Below are 19,625 nucleotides of genomic sequence, written 5' to 3'. Positions count from 1 at the left end.
CAGAGGTTGTCCAAAAAGCTTGTATAAAAACGTTATTTTACCATTCACCTATTCCAAGATTAAATTGCCAGTGGATGCCGAACTTGTCCACCACGCTGCCGTAGTATTTGCTCCAGAATGTTTCTTGAAGCTCCATTTCCACTTTGCCGCCTTCTTTGAGTTGATCGAACGCGGATTGGAGTTTCTCCTGGCTGTCGACGACGATGGCCAGACTGATGTTGTTGCCTTGAACAAACGGCATGCCGGGAAATACATCGGAGAACATTACATTGCTTCCATAAATATTAAGCCTCGTATGCATGATCAAATTTTTGGCTTCCTCCGGAAGCGGATATTCCGGGCTCGGCGGCGTTTCTCCGAAAGTCATAAATTTAGGCTTTTCCGCTCCAAAAACCTCCGAGTAAAACTCTGCTGCTTCCCGACAATTACCATTAAAATTCAAATACACATCAACAGCCATTTGCCCAGCTCCTTTTTTTTGGATTGCTAGTTTTGCAAGTTTGATAACCTCATCTTATATCATTTACGGTGCATCATCAATTGTACTTTTGACACTTTTTCTCAATGAAAACGAGGGATGCAGCACACCGCCGCCCCCCTCATAGCTTCATTATATTTACTTATTGATGAAATCCAGAAAGCGCTTCAGCATAACAGCCGTATCTGCTCTTGCCGCCGCAGCTTCAGGAAGAATCCGACCCTCCAAGTCTCCCTGCATAACACCGGACTCTACCATGGCTGACAGTGCCTCCCGTGCCCAATCCGCCGCAGCAGGTTCATCAGAGAAACCGGTAAGACCATCTCCTGAAGGAAGGGTTCGGTCAATGAAGGCCGCGGCCCTGGCAAGCATAACCGCCATCTCCTGCCGCGTCACCGGTGCCTGGGGCCGGAATGTACCGTCCTCATAACCGTTCACCAGACCCATAGAGGCTGCCGCTCCCGCAGCAGCGGCGAACCAGTCATCCTGCTGCAGATCCGTGAAAGAAGCCCTTCCTTCCAGATCCCCGAGACCAATGGCCCGGACCAGCAGCGCCGCGAACTCCGCACGGTTTACATTTTCAGCCGGAGCATAAGAGTTCTCTGTGATCCCGTTTGCAATCAGACGCGAAGCCAAATTCTCGATTTCCCTTTGAGCCCAATGCCCTTGAATATCCGCAAAAGACTTCGTCCCCGATATGACAGCATATACGCCGTTATCCCGGCTGCGCACGGTCACTTCGCCGCTATCATCCGCCTGTGAAGAGAACGATGCAAGCACAGGAACCAGTCCGCCTTCACTTGACAGCCTGACGGCTGCTCCACCGCTGCCGCTTCCCCCGTGAATCACATGCTCCACATACGTTTCCTTCAACGGATTCTCGTCGATGATCCCGCCGGAGGCATCTACAGCCAGAATGGCAAAATCGACGGCATGCCCCAGCTTGAAACCGGCCGGAAGCGCTGAGCGGATCGCCGCGGCGGCAGTCTCGTCTGCGTAAGCGATTTTAATTTGCAGTATTGCGCCATCCGGAAGCTGCAGCGCTTTGAGCGGCAGCTTATAGTCTCCATACATGCTCTTCACGAGCAAGGAAGCGTCAGCGCCTCCCTGCTCCAAGGCCGCTTGTATAATACCGTCAGGAATCTCGGCTGTCAAGCCGCGCCGGTCTTCCTGAGATGGGAGCGAAATAACAAAGGCGCTTATACTCCCTGCCGCCTTGAGAGCCTCAAGGGCCTTGGCCTCGGAGAGCGACATACGAAGAATGTCGCCGCTATCAGAATCGGTCGTCACCGCATTCGACATATCCCCAGCCGGTAAACCACCGGCGGTTACGACGGGTGCTCCTGTCATTCCGCCGCCGTTCCCGTCACCCCCTCCAGTTCCAGGGTCACCCCCGTTCCCTCCATCTCCAGGGTTCCCCTCATTTCCGCCATTTCCGCCATCTCCAGGGTTCCCCCCATTTCCGCCATTTCCGCCATCTCCTGGGTCACCTCCGTTCCCTCCATTTCCACCATCTCCAGGGTTCCCCCCGTTCCCGCCATTTCCTCCATCTCCAGGGTTCCCCCCGTTCCCTCCATCTCCACCATCTCCAGGGTCACCCCCGTTCCCTCCATCTCCACCATCTCCAGGGTCACCTCCAGTTCCGCCGTCACCGTCTCCGTTATCATCGCCTGAATCCGGCGCCGACAATCGGAACAGCTTGGAGGCCATGGCTTCCAAATTCACCAGAAGCGTCCCTTCTGTCTGCGACGTCTCGCCGTTCCAGAGATTCAGCGTTTCATAGGCCACATCACCCGCAAGACCTGCCCTTGCCAGGTCGACCGTCTTCTCCGTCGCAGAGCCGCTGTAGTTGAATACGGCAAGATAATAGGTGCCGTTATCATTCAGCACGAAGGTATCGGAGGCTTTGGAGCCCGTATTTCCCTCCACGGAACGGAACGCTTCTCCTTTCCTGGCCAGGTTCAGCACATCCGTATTGGTCAGCAGCGCTTCGCCGTACTCCTGCGCTTTGGCATCATGGAAATCGTCCGAATCCAGGAATACCGTACCTGTAATAACAGCGGAATTCACTCTTGAACGGGCTTCCTCCAGCGATCCGGCCCGTGTCAATGCCATATGATCGGGGTCCATATAGGGATAAATGGTTCCATTCTGCCACCAGCCATAGGTTAACGCGTTCAGCTCAAATTCCGTATCCGAGATGCTGCCGAAGGTATCGGTAGCGATTCTCCGGCTGTGTGCGTACTGGCTCGGGAACATCGGCGCAATCGAAGTGCTGATGAACATGCTGTCCGCCACCAGCGAGTTGACATAGGCCATGCCCATGTTATACGCCTGGGTTCCCGTCTCTACCAGCGGATCATAATGTGAGCCTTCCAATGAGCCATGGGTCAGAAAATCCAGCTTGATATATTCAAAGCCCAGCGATTTGAATTTGTTCAAATAATAATCCATCCGCTCCTTCGCCCCCGGATGGGTCGGATCAACCGCGTAAGCGCCGTCGAGCTTGGGCAGCAGCTGACCGGAGGAATCGCGCAGCAGAATGTCGCCGTAGGTATAATCGGATCCCTCGACCTTTTGGCTCATATTGTCGCCCCAATAAACGAACGGACCCCAATAGATGCCGGCTTTCTGCCCGTTGGCCCGGATATGGGCGACCGCATCGGCCAACTGCTCATCCGACAGATTATCCCAATAGGAATCCATGTTGACATAAGTGGTATTGTCGTTGGACAAGCCTTTATCCTGCAAATTCTGCTTGATATAATCCGAGGTGTCCAGCACGTCCTGATAGCTGAGCTTGTCGGCATACGCCGCCCAGCTGTTCCAGCCCATCGGAACGGCATCCGGAACGGCGCTGCTGAAGGAAAGCGGCGGAGTGATGACGGCATTCGCCTTCCCGTATTCCTCCATGCCCGTCCGGTAATCGTCGTAGAGACCGACGAAAGCTTGCGGCGACCACAGACTCGTGCCGGACAAGCTGCCGTGCGGCTGCGAATCATGCGTCTTGGCCGAGGAGACCCCGCCGAATAATTCAAGGCTGTTCAGGCGGTCATTGCTGCCGATAAAATGAATGCCCGTCTTCCAGACATCATGCTTCACCGAGCCGACGACCAGCCCCTCGCGGGTCTCGTTATCATAGATGGCCGATACCTCATAGCTGGTGTCCTCCGAATTGATCGGCACGGCCTGTGAACGAATCCACATATCATTGTCATAAGGAAGAGCCAGCACCCGGCCATCCCCATAGCTGCCAATATCCACGCCGCCGGTCGTATTGGTGATCACAGGAGCCATGTAATTGGTCGCGATAGCCGAATCGGAGACCGCTTCCAGCTGTGCGAAGAAGAAGGGCTGATCGGGATAAAACATATACCACTGATTAAGCGTTGGCTTGCCGGCTTCCGTGTTGGCCAGCTTGATCTTCGCCCCGCTGCCGAAGCCGTCCTGAACCGGCTGCACATCGGACATGGAGAAGCTGTGGCTGCTGTAGCAGCTGCTGATATTATCCCCGGATTTGCTGTATACCCCCCGGACGATCACACGTCCGTTCCATGCATACTCCGCAAGTCCGCTGTCCGTTCGATACGTCATCGTATAATCGCCGTTCTGCACGACGACCGCGCCGGCATATTCGGTAATGACGATGGACCCTTCCGTTTTGCTGGCAACAGGGGCGCCAAGCGGCAAGCTTGTCTCCGGCGCTTTCTCACAGGGCAATACATCTCTTCCGGTGCCTGGCGAGACGATAATCCGGTCCAAATCGGGGGCATAGCTCCCTCCGTCCGAGAACAGGAGCGTATTCGTTCCTGCTGCCAATGTCACCGTAATCGTCTGGGTTCCAACCGTGTTCCAATCCGCTGTGCTGGCGAACAAGATCGTCTGGGCCGGCCCCCCGTTCACACTCACATCGGCAGAACGCGGATCTCCGGAAATATAGGCGAACGTCAGATCATAGGCGCCCTCCTCCGGAACGACGATGTCGTTAAACTGCACAGAAGCTCCCTGATACAGGTTCCCTGCTTTCTTGCCGCCCGAGCAGCTTGCGCAGTCTGAGATCGAGGCATTCCCCGCAAAGGTATTTCCTGCCGCTTCGCCTTCATAGCCGAGCGAAGCCGGGGAAATATCGATTTTGTCAAAATCGGGCGCGTAGCCGCCTCCGTCGGACAAATCAATATGATTGCTGCCTGCGGCCAAATCAAGCGTCAGCCGCATCTGGGCCGTCGTATCCCAATCCGCGGTCTTTGGGAACTCCACATGCTGGGACGCGCCATCGTTCACGCTGATATCCGCACTTCTGGGATCTCCGGATATGTAAGTAAAAACCACATAATAAGGCCCCGCTTCCGACACGTTAATATTGTTGATACGCAGGCTGCCGCCTCCATACAGATTGCCTACCTTCTTCCCGCCGGAGCAGGCCGTGCAATTGCTTACGCCCGCATTGCCTCCAAGCGTATTGCCCGAAGCCTCCGCTTCATAGGTCATCTGTGTAACAGAACCAGCGGCTGACTGAGCCGGCGTATCCATGATTAAGGCAGCTTCTTCCCCCGATGTGCCGTCTGCAGCGCCGATAGCCGGATCTTGCTCCAGCGGTTCATTGTCCGCAGCAGCAGCCGTTTGCATAATGCCGAATATAAGCGTCAGAACAAGCATCCACGAAAGCGTTTTCTTCATTATTAATTCCTCTCCCTCGCTTCTATAAAATAGAACTCGCTGTGTGCGTTTGCGTTTTCGCCCGCCGTCAGGCAGCCCGCGAATCATACATGGTTTCAGACCAAACCATGCGAATAATGATATTTTGGCCAATCACATCCTTCAGCCTCTAACTGCATACAACAGCCGGATAGGGGCGGAAATAGGAGAAACAGACCTCTAGCCGGTCTGCTCTCCATTCTTTAAAAAAGGCCATTCGTTCGATCCTTCGATACAAACAGAGAGAAACCCTTACTCCAGCATCAGCTTGACCAGCCGGGATTCGGCAGGCTCCAGTTCAATGCGAACTCCGCCCCGGGCAGCCCAGGCAGCGCCTGACCATAAGTCCTTGAGCGTATACGGCGTATCTTCTTCCCAACGCCCGATCCCGCCGGACGGAACCGTAATCTCTGCCGCAGCATCGGTCTGGAAGTTAAAGACAGCCAGATAGATGCAGTCTTTCCCGCCCTCGGACCGGACCAGCCCGAAGACGTTCGCCGCTGCCGGGCCTTCTGCCTCCACTAGCGGAAGGAAGGTCTCGCCGAGGCCCGCGAGCGCCACGATATCCTGATTCGCCAGCCATTCCTCCGCCCGGAGGCAGGCTTCCTCCTTGCGGAAATCATCCCCCATCATCATCAGGGTGCCGGCTATGACGGAAGCGTTGAGTCGGCTGCGCCCCTCGTGGTACGAGGTAGGTTCCTGATTGAAGCTCTGATACAGCACCGTATGGTCCGGATCGTTATAGCGGTAAATGGTTCCGTTCATCCACCACCCGTAGGTCAGCGAATTGAGCATATATTCGGTATCCGCCAGCGTTCCGAAGGCATCGCAGGATATGCGCCGGCTGTGGCCGTAGATATGGGGAAAGATCGGCGCGATGGACAGATTGATATGGAAGGGCCTGCCTATCTTCTGCGGGTCGAGGCTTCGCACGATATAATCCATTCCGAAATTATAGGCTTGAATTCCCGTACGGATATCCGGATTGTGATGGCTGCCCTCCAGCGCGCCATGTCCCAGAAAATCAAGCTTCACATAGTCGAAGCCCCACTCCACGAAGCGCTTCAAATGATAATCCGTCCGCAGCCGGTTGCCGGGATGGGTCGGATCAATCGCCAGCCCGCCATCCAGGCTCGGCAGCAGATTTCCCTCCCTGTCCCGCAGCAGCATATCGTTATACGTAAAGCGGCCTTCCGTTCCTTCCACCTCGCGCTCGAAGCCGGTGCCCCAGAACGCGAACGGAGTCCAATAGATACCGGCTTTCTGCCCGTTATCCTTCACCTGCCGCACAGCGGCTTCCAGCTGCTCCGGCGTCAGGTTATTCCAGAAGGAATCGAAGTTTACATAGACGGTTCCTTCCTTATTAAATCCATTGTCCTGCAGCTTCCGGAGAAAATCCGACGTTTTGCTGTATACATCGTAATCCAGCTTTCCCCCGACGGCGGACCAGCTGTTCCATCCGAAAGGCACGCCATGCTCCCATGGAAGCGCAGGCGCAAAGGCGGCATTGGCATGCCCGAATGCCTCCAATCCGCCGCGGTAGCTCCCGAAGGAGCCGAGCAGAATAACCGGCGATTCAAGCATCGCTCCCGCAATGGCTCCATGCGGGATGGAGTCCCGGCTAAGCTCGCCCGCCGCGCCGCCATAAATCTCCAGGCTCTCCACGCATCCGGCGGCGGCGCTCCTTACCCGCAGACCCGTCTTCCATGTATCGTGCGTAACCGAGCCCATCACCATGCCTTTGCCCGATGCAGGATCATAGAGGGCCGTCGCTTCATAGCCTTCCATCTCTCCCGGCATCGAAACCGATTCATAACGCACCCATTTGTCGTTATCGAAAGGGACAAGCAGCGCCTGCAGAGCGTGACCCTCCGGCAGCCCAAGCGACATGAACGGTCCTGATGAGGCATCCGCAAGGACGGGGGCCATATAGTTCGATTCCAGATTGCCGCCGGATTCCGCATCGACCTCCAGCTTCACGGTGATATACGCTTGCTCCTCATACACCGTGAACTGCTGGCGAAGCAGGGGGAGGCCCTCCCCCGTATGCAGAACCGTCAAGCACCGCCCTGTGCCGATGGCATCGGAAACCTCATCAGCTGCCGCTGCATTCAGTTGGCGGGATTCATACTCCGACGCGCGGCGGATGGATCCATCCAGACTAAAGCCCGAGTCTATTCCTATCAGCCTGGAGCCGTCCCTCCAGCGTATGCCATATTTTCCGCTCCCAAGATCAACCGTCAATGTCAGGATGCCGTTATCCAGCGATACCGACGTTTTGTCCGCTTCCGTCTCTATCCGAATAAGCCGGGTGTTCATTTGGCGTACCTCCTCTGCCTTTGTTTGATCTCTGCCGCTTCCTGGAAGCTGGTGAACAAAATGTTCCCCGCCGGTTCATCGCCGACCCTTCTAAAACAGCAGCTTACTTCCACAATTCCATGCGCTTGTTGTAATTATCCGTGATGATCGCTTCGACCTTCTCGCCGCCGGCCGTCTTGATCTGGTCCAGCATCGCATCGTACATGGAGTTGGCCGTCGCTGCATCGCCTGCGATAATGATCTTGGTGATGCTTTGCTTGATGACATCCTGAACCTTCTGGTAATTGAGCGATTCCGGCGTTCCGCCCTGCGGTCCCAGATTATCGTACGGCGACGAGTCAAATACGGTATCGGCCAGGTTCTTGATCGCCATTTTATCGATTATATTGCGGTTGTATTGTCCCAGGCCGTACGGCGTACCATCGCTGCCGGCGCCGTTCTTGATGAACCAGGTCCATTTGCGGATGCCCGCTTTCTTCATTGGATCGTCCGGGTTATCGTTCTGGAGACCTTCAAGCGTTTCCTGCCGCGGCGTATGCTTGCCGTCCTTCATATCCCAGTGCACGCCCTCGATTCCCCACATCAGCAGGTACTGTCCTTCGTCGCTCGCCAGATAGTTCATGAATTTCATCGTCTCTTCCGGATGCTTGTTGTTCTTCGTAATGGCGATGGCGTCCCAACCAAGGGGGCTGCGCGGCCCAAATGTGGTTTTGGCGGGGTCCACACCCGGAGCTACAACCTTGTAGGCCATCATCTGCATATCTTCGCCGCCGGTTTTTTTCAGCGCATTATTGGCGTTGCCCACATCCCAATAAGCGCCAGGCGTCGAGAACACGATGCCGTTGGACAGCTTCTGCTCCCAGGTCTGCGTCTTGCTGACCGCCCAATCGCGGTCGACTAATCCTTGACGGTATAAATCATTCATGTACATAATCAGTTCCCGGTATTTCGGGTCCTCGACATCGAATCTCAGCTTGCCGGCGTCCTCATAATAGGTTTTCAAGCCCCACATCCCTTTGAAGGTTCCCAGCACGGCTCCCATATTCTCGGCATTGAAGGTAAGCGGAATCGTCGGTTTGCCGTCGACGGACGGATGAGCGGCCTTATAATCCTTGAGCAGCTGTGTAAATTCATCCGTTGTGAACGGCTGTCCGCCCTCCGCCTTATCCGGGGCCAGCTCCGTCAGGACGTCCTTGCGGATGTTCATCCCGAGCACGGGATCGGTATCCATGCCGTACCAGTTGGAGAGATAATAGTTCTTGCCATCCGTATAGCGGGTTTTCTTGAGCACATCGCCATACTGCGACTGCACATCCGGACCGAATTTCTTAATCAGATCATCCAGGGGAATGATCGCGCCAGCGGCGATATATTTGTTCACAATGTCGCTGCCCCGGTCCAGGAGCACAATATCCGGCAGATCGTTGCTGGCAAGCATGAGATTTAATTTCTCCGCCGGGTTGCCGGTCGGCTGCTGGATTTCCACCGTTACGCCGGTCCGCTTGGTAATTTCCTTGGCGACTTCATTCGTAAAAGCATCGCCCGTGTTTTTGTCAAAGAATGTGAGCGTAAGCGGCTCCGAAATTTTGGCGGTATCCCCGCCTGTGTTTTGACTTCCGGCATTTGCGTTATTGGCGGCCTCGCCATTGCTTCCTCCGTTGCTGCCGCTGTTGCCGCAGCCTGCGAGCAGTGAGCCGGCAAGCGCCAGCATCATCAGAATGGATGCTGTTTTCTTCTTCATGTTCTTTTCCCCCTACATTCAAATGTGAGTTTCATAGATCCGGTGCACCAGGCCCGGAATGTGCTGCCTGGTAAGAAGAAACGCTGTGCCGACCTTTGGCGGCAGTGTGAGTTTCTTCCCATAAACCTTATAGAAATGGATAAAAGGGAAGCTAATACATTCTATAAGGGCAAGAAGAAACGGCTGTGCCGACCTTTGGCGGCAGCGTGAGTTCCTTCCCTGCGGCTGCGTGCTTTCATTACGCGGACCGTCAGCTTTTCACCGCGCCCAGCGTCATGCCCTTCACGAAATACCGCTGCAGGAAGGGATAAACAAGCACGATGGGCAGCGTTGCCACCATGGTGGCTGCCATCCGGATCGTATCCGGGGAGACCGCCAGCCGTTTGGCGGAATCCGCCGTCTTCTGCGCATCCGATACCATGCTGCCGGTCTGGTATTGGTTGAGAATCTTGACCAGCACGGCCTGCAGCGTCTTCAGGCTGGACTTGTACGTGAAGACATAGGAATCGAACCAGGCATTCCAGTGTCCAATGGCTGTGAACAGGGCAATCGTAGCCAGCACCGGCATCGTCAGCGGCAAAATGATTTTGATAAACGTCTGCACGTCGTTGGCTCCGTCGATTTTGGCCGACTCGTCCAGTTCCTTGGGCAGCTGCTCGATGAAGGTCCGCACAAGAATCATATAGAACACATTCATCAGCCCCGGGGCGATATAGACCCAGAACGTGTCGATCAGATGCAGGCTTTTCAGAACCATATAATACGGAATAAGGCCGCCGCCAAAATACATCGTGAAGATAAAATAAAGCGTAATGGGCCTGCGCATGAACAGATCACGCTTGCTTAACGGGTAAGACAGCAGACTGATGACCAGCACCGTAAGCGGCGTTCCGATGACCGTCCGCGCCACCGTCACGACGATGGCGTTCAGAATCTCGGAATCGGTCAGAATTTGCTTGTAGCTGGTGAAGGAGAACTCTCTGGGCCAAAAATAGATGCCGCCTTTAATCGTATCGGACGCGCTGTTGACCGACAAAACCAATATGTTCCAAAACGGATAGAAGGTCGCAAACAGCACAACCAGCAAGAAGAGATAAACAACCGAGATATAGACCCTGTCTCCCATGCTTTTGCTTTCCATGCTTGTACTCCTTTCTCTGCCGGGCGGCAAGTACGGGTGTCCTCCCCATATCGTTCGTATTCAAGAGGATCTTTCAAGTGATTCCCGTAGATTTAAAACAGCGACTGATCGTTGACCCGCTTGGCGATATTGTTCACCATCAGCACCAGCATAAAAGCGACAACGGATTTGAACAGCCCCACAGCCGCTCCATAGGAGAACATGCTGTTCTGCAATCCATACCGGTACGTGTAGGTATCGATAACATCCGAATACTGGAGGATCGTATCGTTCTGCAGCAGATACTGCTGGTCGAATCCCGCATTCAGCACGCCGCCCACCGCAAGAATCATCAGAATGACGATGGTCGGCCGCAAAGACGGCAGCGTAATATGCAGCATCAGGCGCCACCTGCTTCCCCCGTCCACTCTGCCCGCCTCATACAGCTCCGGATTGATGGAAGCAATCGCAGCCAAATACATGATGGCGTTGAAGCCCATATCCTTCCAGGTGTTGGAGGAAGCGATAATCCACCAGAAATAATGCCCGTTCTGGAAAAAAGCGATCGGCTCATTCGTCACATGGAGCAGCACAAGCACCTTGTTCAGGAGACCGTCCGAGGCGAGCAGGGTCACGATAATATTCGCGGCGATGACCCAGGAGATGAAATGCGGCAGATAGGATACGGTCTGCACCACCCGTTTGAAAGCCCGCTGCCTCACCTCGTTGATTGCCAGCGCCAGAATAATCGGTGCCGGAAAGCCGAGCAGCAGACTGAGCAGGCTCTGGGCCAGCGTATTTCGCAGAATAATGCGGAAGTCGCCGTTATTCAGAAAATATTCAAACCACTGCAGCCCCACAAAGTCGCTGTGGAAGAACGAGCCGAAGAAGGAAGCGCCTCCCGGCTGGTAATTAATGAACGCCATGTACAGTCCGAACATCGGGCCGTACGAGAACAGCAGCGTGCAGATAAACGCGGGCAAAATCATCAGCCACAGCCACTTTTGCTGCCGCAAGCGCTTCCATGAACGTCCTCGCGTTTGGGTTGGTTTACCCGGCATTTGTGCGTCCGCGTAGGCTCTCATGCCAATTCCTCCTTTTGTGCCAAGTCGCATTCGCCCTTGAAGTACCCTCATTATAAATTCAGCAGCGGGGAGGATTATATGCCAGAATTCTCCGATTCATAGTCCAAAATAACGGAATTCCAGCCGGATGATTGTTGAAATGCGTCAGACCGACTACAATTAAATTCAGCTGTTATCCTATTTCTGCGGCAAAGGACGTGGTCTTCCCTTGTATAAGATTCTGCTTGTTGACGATGAGAAAATGGAATTGCAAGCGCTTACTGACTGTGTTCCCTGGTCTGATATGGATATCCGCGTGGTTGGAACGGCAAAGAACGGCCGCGAGGCTCTGGAGCTTACGCAGCAGCTGTTGCCTGACATCATTCTGACGGATGTCCGGATGCCCATTATGGACGGACTGGAATTTGCCAGACGCGCCAAAGGGCTGCACAAGCAGATATCCATCGTATTCTTAAGCGGGCATGACGAGTTTCAATATATTAAAAGCGCCCTTGCAGTGGAAGCGACCGGCTATTTGCTGAAGCCTGTCGATCTCGATGAGCTCGCCCAACTGATGGAGAAGGTGAAGCTCAAATGCCAGGAGGCCAGGCTGGCCGCCCGTTCGGAGTCGCTGGCGAAGGAGAAGCTGCTGCGCGAGCTGCTGCTGGAGGAATCGGAGCAGGGCCGGGCGCAGCTTGCCCGCCAGCTTGCCGAGCTCGACCGCAGGCTGCCGCTCAGGTGGAGGTACGCGGCAGTCTATATGCAAACCGCCGGAGCCTCTCCCTCTGAACTGGCGGCGCCCTCTACAGGGCCGGACGTCCTGGGGCCGCTTGAGCGCAGCGTCCGTGTTTCCATTCGCAGCCAGCTCCAGGCCATGGGATTTGCGGGCGAGCTGATCGACTGGGGATATGGCGCTTTCGTCGCCCTGCTCCCCGCTTCTTTGCTTGACGGTGATCCGGAGCCGCTGCGGCAGCTCCAGAAGACAATCGGCGAGGAATTCCCGCTCGCCCTGACCATCGGGCTGTCCCGTCCGGGCGAACGGCTGGAGGATGCGGGGGAACTGGTGAAGGAAGCCCGCAGCGCATCAGGGCAAAGCTTCTATTATGGCAGCGGAGCGCTGCTGTCTGCAGAGGAGCTCCGCGGCACGGTCATGGGGGAGGTCGAGATCGGCGGCAGCCTCGAGACGCTGCGGCGCCTGATCGGCCTGATGCTGCCGGATGAAGCGGAATTGGAAATTAAGCGCTTCACCGCCGATCTGAGGGAGCGCCATATTCATCCCCAGCTTGCCCGCAGCGCCGCCGTCCGGCTGGTTACGGCTGTCGAGCAGCATTTTGCCGGAGCCTTCAAGGAGCAGCACCGCCCCTTCAACAGCGAGTGGATCATCATGAACGACTGTACTACGCTGGAAGAAATTGAAGCACATATTCTCCACGTATGCAGTACGCTTGCTATGGCGCTGGCAGACAAGGACAAGGACCGGCACCAGCATGTGGCCAGGCATGTGCAGGAGATTATCGACCGCTCCTACTCGACTTCCCTTACCGTCGAAGAGATTGCCAAAGAAGTATATCTGTCGCCGAATTATATCCGGTCGATCTTCAAGGACAAGACCGGCAAGACGATTCTCGAGGCGATTACAGACCGCAGAATGGAGCGGGCTTCCATGCTGCTCTCGGACAAATCGCTCAAAATCCATGAAGTCGCAGGCAGAGTCGGCTATGAGAATGTTTCCTATTTCTGCTCGGTTTTCCAACGGACCACCGGGATGACGCCGAATCATTACCGTAAACAAATTTGAGGAGGAATGCTTCTTGCTCCGCGGGCTTCAGCGCGTCCTTACCCGGCCTTTTCTGAATATTCGCTTTCGCAACAAGCTGTTCGCCGTCTTCGCGCTGGTTGCGGTCGCGCCGCTCCTATTCTTCGCCTTCTATTCCTATGGAACGATGAAAGCCGAGCTGACCCGGCAGACGTATGCCTCCATGGCGGTCACGACCGACCAGATCAGCGCCAACCTGAGAACGAAGCTGGACGCTTACGCCAAGGTCTCCTCTTCCTTATATCTGGACCCGCGCCTGCGCGATATTCTGATTCAAACCTATTCCAGCGAAAGCTCGCTTATCGACGCCTATTCCTATATCAACAGCACCTTCAAGAATATACTTACCACCAATAACGAGATTATGAGCATGACCATCTATACGCATAATGAAACCATTCCGGCAGATAATGTGTTCCTGCGCAAAGCGGATGAGAAGATGAGGCGCAGCCCGTGGTACGAGCCTGTCAGCAAATCCTACGGAAGCGTCACATTCACCGTCATGACAGCGACCAATCCGCCTGACGATCAGGTTGTAAAGGGAATCGAGGAGCGCAAGCCAGCCCGGGTCGTACTCGCGCGTCTGCTCGATAACAACAGCCTTAATTATCCCTACGGCTATTTGACCATGGAGATCCCGGAGGCCGATATTTACGCGCTGATTGAGAAAGAAAACAAGAACAAGGAGCTGTTCATCGTCTCCGAGGAGGGTGCAATTGTCTCTGCCCGCGACAAGACGCTTCTCAATCAGCCGCTGGCCGGGCTTGTTCAGGGGAATTGGAGCGCGGAGCCCGATGGAAGCTTCATGGGGCATTACAAGGGGGAGCGCGTATATGTGGTCTACAACAGCATCGGCAGCGGATGGAGGACGGTCTCTATCGTCTCCTACGACAGCCTGATTAAAAACGTCAAACTGGCTTTTTCCCGGTTGTTCACGCTGGCTGTATTCATCGTCGGGCTCGCCATACTGCTCATCTATCTGACAGCGCGGTTAATTACCAAACGCATCGAGACGCTGCTCCAGCTGACCCGCCGCATTGAGCGTGAGGATTTCAGCATGCCTGACACGTTCATGGGCCATGACGAGGTCGGACAGCTGGCCTTCGCCATGCTGAAGATGTCCCGCCGACTGAAGGAAATGATCACCGTTGTCTACAAGAAGGAAATCGCCAAGAAGGAAGCGGAGATGAGTATGCTGCAGGCGCAGATCAATCCCCACTTTTTGTACAACACGCTGGCCTCCATTTCCGCTCTAGCGATGCTTAGCGAGGATGCCCGGATTCACAAGATGGTGACGAATCTGGGCAAATTCTACCGGATTTCCCTCAATAAAGGAAAGACGATCATCAGCTTTGGCGAGGAGCTGAAGCTGACCCAGGCCTATGTAGCCATACAGCAGCTGCGGTTCGAGGGAATGCTCAATATTCACTATGATATCGACGAATCGGTATCGCCTTACCCGGTTGTCAAGCTCGCGCTGCAGCCCTTCATCGAGAACTCCATCAACCATGCCATTTGGGATGACGAGGCGCCGCTCAACATTATTATCCGGGCCAGGACGCAGGGCGGCACGCTTGTGCTGGAGGTGATAGACGATGGCATGGGCATGCGCCCGGAGAGACTTGCTTTCGTGCGCGGCGGAGGGAATGAGGAGGACAAATCCGGTTACGGTATCCGCAACGTCGACCGCCGCATCCGGATGACGTTCGGCGAACACTACGGCGTGCATATCTTCAGCCGTCTCGGCATCGGCACGACCGTGCAGATCCGCATTCCCGTCAGCGGGCCGTTGTAGCAGCGGGCAGAGCTGACAGCTTCCAGCGCGCGATGCGGCGCTGCATGACCGTGCAGATCCGCATCCCGGAAAAACCTTGCTGCACGCTGAATCAACGGCGAACTTGGCCCAATCGACAGCTCCAGCAAGGTAAAAACCTGCTTACACGCACCATATCCTCGGGTTTCGCCACTGCAACCCGAAAAAACCTTGCTGCACGCTGAATCAACGGCGAACTTGGCCCAATCGACAGCTCCAGCAAGGTAAAAACCTGCTTACAAGCACCACCCCCTCGGGTTTCGCCACTCCATCCCGGAAAAACCTTGCTGCATCGCCGCTGAAGACAGCGCCAACCGGTTCTCTTGATGCTCCCCCTTGATAAACTATGCTATTATATTCATATCTTCAAAAGTTTATCGGGTGAAGGGGCAGGGCTGCAATGAATCACCACCAGAATATCCAACAATTTAAAGCCGATTTCTATAAAGCGCTGGCTCATCCCATGAGAATCCGGATTCTGGAAGCCTTGTGCGAAGGAAATAAAAACGTAAACGAGCTGCAGAGCATTCTGGGCTCGGAGGGTTCCGCCGTATCCCAGCAATTGTCGGTGCTGCGGAATAAAAATGTGGTTTATGGCATTAAGGATGGCACCTCGGTCATCTATTCCTTAAGAGATCCGCTGATCAAGGATCTGCTCGCCGTGACGAAGCGGATTTTTGACAACCACCTTGTGGATGCCATCTCGCTGCTGGAAGATATTCGAAAAGAGACTTGACCGACAGAACAAGGGCATTCCTGAGCATGATTCAGGATACCCTTGTTTTTTTGTTTCTTTCCATGCGCTTTCGTAAAAAGCAGCGGAATTTCATGTTTGACAGCATCTCTCCACAAGGAGTACCATTCATCCTGTATATATTCAAATAATCAAATATATGAAGAAAAGAAGGTATCAGGATGAGATGGTCAGGAAGGTTCGAGGGCTATCATGCAGCCGCCCTCCGCAAGGATCTTGTTTCAGGTCTGATTGTGGGCATAATCGCCATTCCGCTGGGGATGGCGTTTGCTATTGCCGCTGGCGTCAAGCCGGAGTACGGCATCTATACGACCATTGTCGCCGGTATCATCATTTCCTTGTGCGGCGGCTCCAAATTTCAGATTGGAGGCCCAACCGGCGCCTTTATCCCCATCCTTTTCGCCATTGTCATGCAGTATGGCTATGAGGATCTGCTCCTCGCCGGTTTCATGGCCGGGATGATTCTTGTGCTCATGGGAATATTCAAGCTTGGCGCGCTCATCCGTTACATCCCCCGCCCTGTGACCATCGGCTTTACCTCGGGGATCGCCGTTATTATTTTCAGCGGCCAGATTGCCAATTTTCTGGGCCTGAGCGGGATCGCAAAACATGAGAATTTCGTGCCGAACATGAAGGAAATCCTCCTGCATTTGGGGACTGTCAATCTTTACAGCGTCCTGACGGCGGCGATTTGCCTGGCGGTGCTTCTGCTTGCGCCCAAATGGATGCCGAAGGTTCCGGCTTCCCTGTTGGGCATTCTTATCTCCACGGTCATTGCGGCTGTATGCTTCCCCGGACATGTCGCGACCATCGGCTCCTCCTTCGGGGCCATCCCAAGTGCGCTGCCTCAGTTTCATCTGCCGGACATGACATGGGATCGAATAGAAGCTCTGCTCCGGCCGGCCTTTATTATCGCGATGCTCGGAAGCATCGAGTCGCTGCTGTCGGCAGTCGTTGCCGACGGCATGACCGGCAGCCGCCATAACAGCAATCGCGAGCTGATCGGGCAAGGAATCGCCAATATGATCACCCCGCTGTTCGGGGGCATTCCGGCAACCGGGGCTATTGCCCGGACGGCGACCAATATCCGAAGCGGGGCCGTATCCCCTTTCTCCGGCGTTGTGCACGGCATTGTCGTGCTGCTGGTGCTTGTTTTATTCGCCCCCTACGCCTCGGAAATTCCACTGGCCAGCATGGCCCCCATTCTGATGCTGGTGGCGTGGAATATGAGCGAGCGGCATGAATTTGCCCATGTCCTCCGGACAAGAACAAGTGATTCCCTCGTTCTTGCCCTTACTTTTGCGCTGACCGTATTTACGGATTTGACAACCGCCGTTGAGGTGGGGCTCCTGCTGGCCGTCATTCTCTTCGTGAAGCGGATGAGCCAGAATCTGGACGTTTCCAAGATGCTGCCAGACCCGCTCGCCAGGCACGGGAAGGTGAAGGCCTATATGGTGTCGGATGGCCATGACTGCCCCCAAATCAGCATCTACACGGTAGATGGTCCGCTCTTCTTCGGCGCCGCCCATTTATTCGAAGAGTCGCTCATGGCGGGTATGGAGGCAGGGCCCCGGATTCTGCTTCTGCGCATGGGCAAGGTCCCTTTTATGGATACGACCGGCGAATATAATCTGGCCCGCCTGGTGAGCCGGTTCGAGCGTTCAGGCGGCCGGGTTCTTTTGTCGGGTACCCGGCCGCAGCCTATGAAGCTATTGGAGAAGACCGGTCTGGCTGCGCGAATCGGCGCCACTCATCTATTCCGGCATACGGGCGAAGCGATTGATTATGCTTTGACCCAACTGGATGCTGGCAGATGTGTCGGCTGCAGCCATTTTGCTTTTCGTGAATGCGGCAAATTATCGCAAGGAGGCGGCATGGCTGTTATTGAGCGGTCGCATGAGCTAAAATAAGGGGTAGCCGCACACCAAGAGAGGAGCTATTTTCTCATGTCTGATGACGGAAAGCGAAGCGAACGCCCCAAATTGAAAGTGATTCATTTTGATAAAGACAAGCAATCGCTCATTGAGACCGAACAGCCCAAGACGACATTCGACGATGTAGGCGGGCTGGAAGAGGTCAAGCAGAATATCCGCATGAATTTTGTGCTGCCGCTGCAGCAGCCCGAAATGTTCGAGGCCTTCGGCAAGCAGGCCGGCGGAAGCCTGCTGCTCTACGGTCCTCCCGGCTGCGGCAAAACCTTCCTGGCCCGCGCGGTTGCCGGCGAAATCAACGCGAACTTCATCCATCTCGAGCTTCAAGCCATTTTATCCATGTATATCGGCGAAAGCGAGCATAATCTGCATGATCTGTTCGAGAGAGCCCGGCAGGAGAAGCCCTGCGTGCTGTTCATCGATGAGCTCGACGCTCTCGGCGGCAGCCGGCACCAGATGCGGCAGCATCACGAGCGGATGCTGGTCAATCAGCTGCTGCTGGAGCTGGATGGACTGGAGTCGTTTAATGATCAGGTATTCGTTATTGGAGCGACGAACACGCCCTGGTATCTGGATACCGCTCTCCGCCGTCCCGGCCGCTTCAACCAGCTTTCCTTCGTCTCGCCGCCAGGCGCTGAAGAGCGCGCCACCATTCTCCAGCTGAAGACAGCCGGCAAGCCGCAGCAGGAGCTTGATATCCGCAAGCTTGCCGGGCAGACGACCCATTTCTCCGGCGCGGATCTGAACCAGCTGGTCGACGATGCCACGCAGCTTGCACTGCACCGGTCCCTGAAGGCGGGCAGCATTCAGCCGATAACCAACGAGGATATGGCGCAAAGCCTGAAAAGCCGCAAGCCGACCACCCTGGAGTGGTTCCAGACGGCCAAGAATTACGCCACCTTCAGCGATTCCAACAAAGATTATCAGGTCGTCCTGGATTATATGAAGCAGCACCGGCTTCGCTGACGGGAGGTGCAGACGCTGTGCAGCCTTATCGAATGCAAACGCAAACCCTTCAGAAAATCAATCAGCTGGTCGCTTGGGAACGCTATAAGGAAGCGCTGACCGAAGCCGAGGATTGGGTCCGGAGTGCTCCGGATGATTCCGTGGCGCTCGGCATGCTGGCCTTCGTCTACCAGTTTACCGATACCGGCAAAGCTCTCCATTGGTGCGAAGAGGCTTTGAAGCGCGACCCCGAATTCGAGCTCCCTTGGCGGATCATGCTCGTCATTGCCTACGAACGCAGGGAGTGGAAGAAATTCCTGCAGGTAAGCTCCGAGATGCTGCGGATGTTTCCGGAGGAGGATTATATTTACCGGCTGAAGGGGCAGTATCTGATTATGCATGGCAAGTATGAGGAGGCCCGCGTCCTGCTGGAGCAGGCCATCGCCCTTCATCATTCGGCGATTAACTACGCCGTTCATGCCTATACCCTTGCCTTAACAGGCAAGCATGATGCCTCGAGGGATTCAGAGACGACCGCTCTGCGGGAAGAACCGGAGAATATCGAGGTGCTTCTGTACACGGGCTGGGCGGCGGATCGGCGCGGCGAGCACAAACAGGCGGTAGAGCGGATGAATGCCGCCGTCCGACTTGATCCCGATAATAAACAGTCGCGCACCGAGTATCTGGAAATGCTGCAAAAATCCTATTGGTTCTACCGCATCCTGCTGCTGCCCCGGTTTGTGACCCGATTGAAGAGATGGCAGCTGCTTCTTCTGTGGTTCATTGCTTTTGTGCTGTTCAAGCCGCTGATTCTGCTGCTCATCCTGCTGCATGTTCTCTCTTACTGGACCAGCAAGTGGCTTGTTCATCTCAAGGTGTTTGGCTTCCGCCGGTCTCCCTCGCAGCGGGGAAAATGATATTGAGGCAAATGGAAAGGCCCGGTCAAAGG

12 protein-coding genes are annotated in these 19,625 nt (G+C 55.1%); 6 read left to right on the top strand and 6 right to left on the bottom strand.

Annotated elements, in window-relative coordinates; all coding sequences use genetic code 11:
- Nucleotides 1-37: 37 nt before the first annotated feature.
- From ACFOLF_RS21390 to ACFOLF_RS21365, 6 genes are all read right to left on the bottom strand, one after another.
- The gene (locus ACFOLF_RS21390) at nt 38-460 is read right to left on the bottom strand and encodes a VOC family protein (RefSeq protein WP_210046235.1); all 423 of its coding nucleotides are present in this window, start codon (nt 458-460) and stop codon (nt 38-40) included.
- A gap of 156 nt (nt 461-616) precedes the next feature.
- Complete coding sequence (locus tag ACFOLF_RS21385) at nt 617-5,155, bottom strand: S-layer homology domain-containing protein (RefSeq protein WP_210046236.1); 4,539 nt, start codon at nt 5,153-5,155, stop codon at nt 617-619.
- Between the two features lie 270 nt (nt 5,156-5,425).
- Nucleotides 5,426-7,492, bottom strand: a complete 2,067-nt coding sequence (locus ACFOLF_RS21380) for an alpha-galactosidase (protein WP_210046237.1) — start codon at nt 7,490-7,492, stop codon at nt 5,426-5,428.
- A 103-nt stretch (nt 7,493-7,595) separates the two neighbouring features.
- Nucleotides 7,596-9,233, bottom strand: coding sequence for an extracellular solute-binding protein (locus ACFOLF_RS21375; protein ID WP_210046238.1), 1,638 nt, complete (start codon nt 9,231-9,233; stop codon nt 7,596-7,598).
- A 250-nt stretch (nt 9,234-9,483) separates the two neighbouring features.
- Entirely contained in the window at nt 9,484-10,374 is an 891-nt protein-coding gene (locus ACFOLF_RS21370) for a carbohydrate ABC transporter permease (protein WP_210046239.1), read from the bottom strand.
- 92 nt (nt 10,375-10,466) lie between these two features.
- A complete protein-coding gene (locus ACFOLF_RS21365; RefSeq protein WP_210046240.1) occupies nt 10,467-11,438 on the bottom strand; it encodes an ABC transporter permease in 972 nt (323 codons plus the stop codon).
- A gap of 208 nt (nt 11,439-11,646) precedes the next feature.
- On the opposite strand from ACFOLF_RS21365, the gene ACFOLF_RS21360 reads away from it, so the two are divergent.
- The 6 genes from ACFOLF_RS21360 (at nt 11,647) to ACFOLF_RS21335 (ending at nt 19,593) form a co-directional block, all read left to right on the top strand.
- The gene (locus tag ACFOLF_RS21360; RefSeq protein ID WP_210046241.1) at nt 11,647-13,215 is read left to right on the top strand and encodes a response regulator; all 1,569 of its coding nucleotides are present in this window, start codon (nt 11,647-11,649) and stop codon (nt 13,213-13,215) included.
- A 13-nt stretch (nt 13,216-13,228) separates the two neighbouring features.
- On the top strand, nt 13,229-15,028 hold the full coding sequence (locus tag ACFOLF_RS21355; protein WP_210046242.1) for a sensor histidine kinase: 1,800 nt from the start codon (nt 13,229-13,231) through the stop codon (nt 15,026-15,028).
- 418 nt (nt 15,029-15,446) lie between these two features.
- The gene (locus ACFOLF_RS21350; RefSeq protein ID WP_210046243.1) at nt 15,447-15,782 is read left to right on the top strand and encodes an ArsR/SmtB family transcription factor; all 336 of its coding nucleotides are present in this window, start codon (nt 15,447-15,449) and stop codon (nt 15,780-15,782) included.
- 179 nt (nt 15,783-15,961) lie between these two features.
- Nucleotides 15,962-17,710 (top strand): SulP family inorganic anion transporter, encoded by a 1,749-nt coding sequence (locus ACFOLF_RS21345; protein WP_210046244.1) that lies wholly within the window; start codon nt 15,962-15,964, stop codon nt 17,708-17,710.
- 36 nt (nt 17,711-17,746) lie between these two features.
- Nucleotides 17,747-18,697: an ATP-binding protein gene (locus ACFOLF_RS21340; protein ID WP_210046245.1), complete on the top strand. Its 951-nt coding sequence runs from the start codon at nt 17,747-17,749 to the stop codon at nt 18,695-18,697.
- A gap of 17 nt (nt 18,698-18,714) precedes the next feature.
- Entirely contained in the window at nt 18,715-19,593 is an 879-nt protein-coding gene (locus ACFOLF_RS21335) for a tetratricopeptide repeat protein (protein ID WP_210046246.1), read from the top strand.
- Nucleotides 19,594-19,625 lie beyond the last annotated feature (32 nt).

The sequence above is a fragment of the Paenibacillus sepulcri genome, from assembly GCF_042647105.1.
Lineage (GTDB): Bacteria > Bacillota > Bacilli > Paenibacillales > Paenibacillaceae > Paenibacillus_Z > Paenibacillus_Z sepulcri.
The sequence above is the reverse complement of the archived record's forward strand: the minus strand, read 5'-3'. Positions and strand labels throughout refer to the sequence as shown.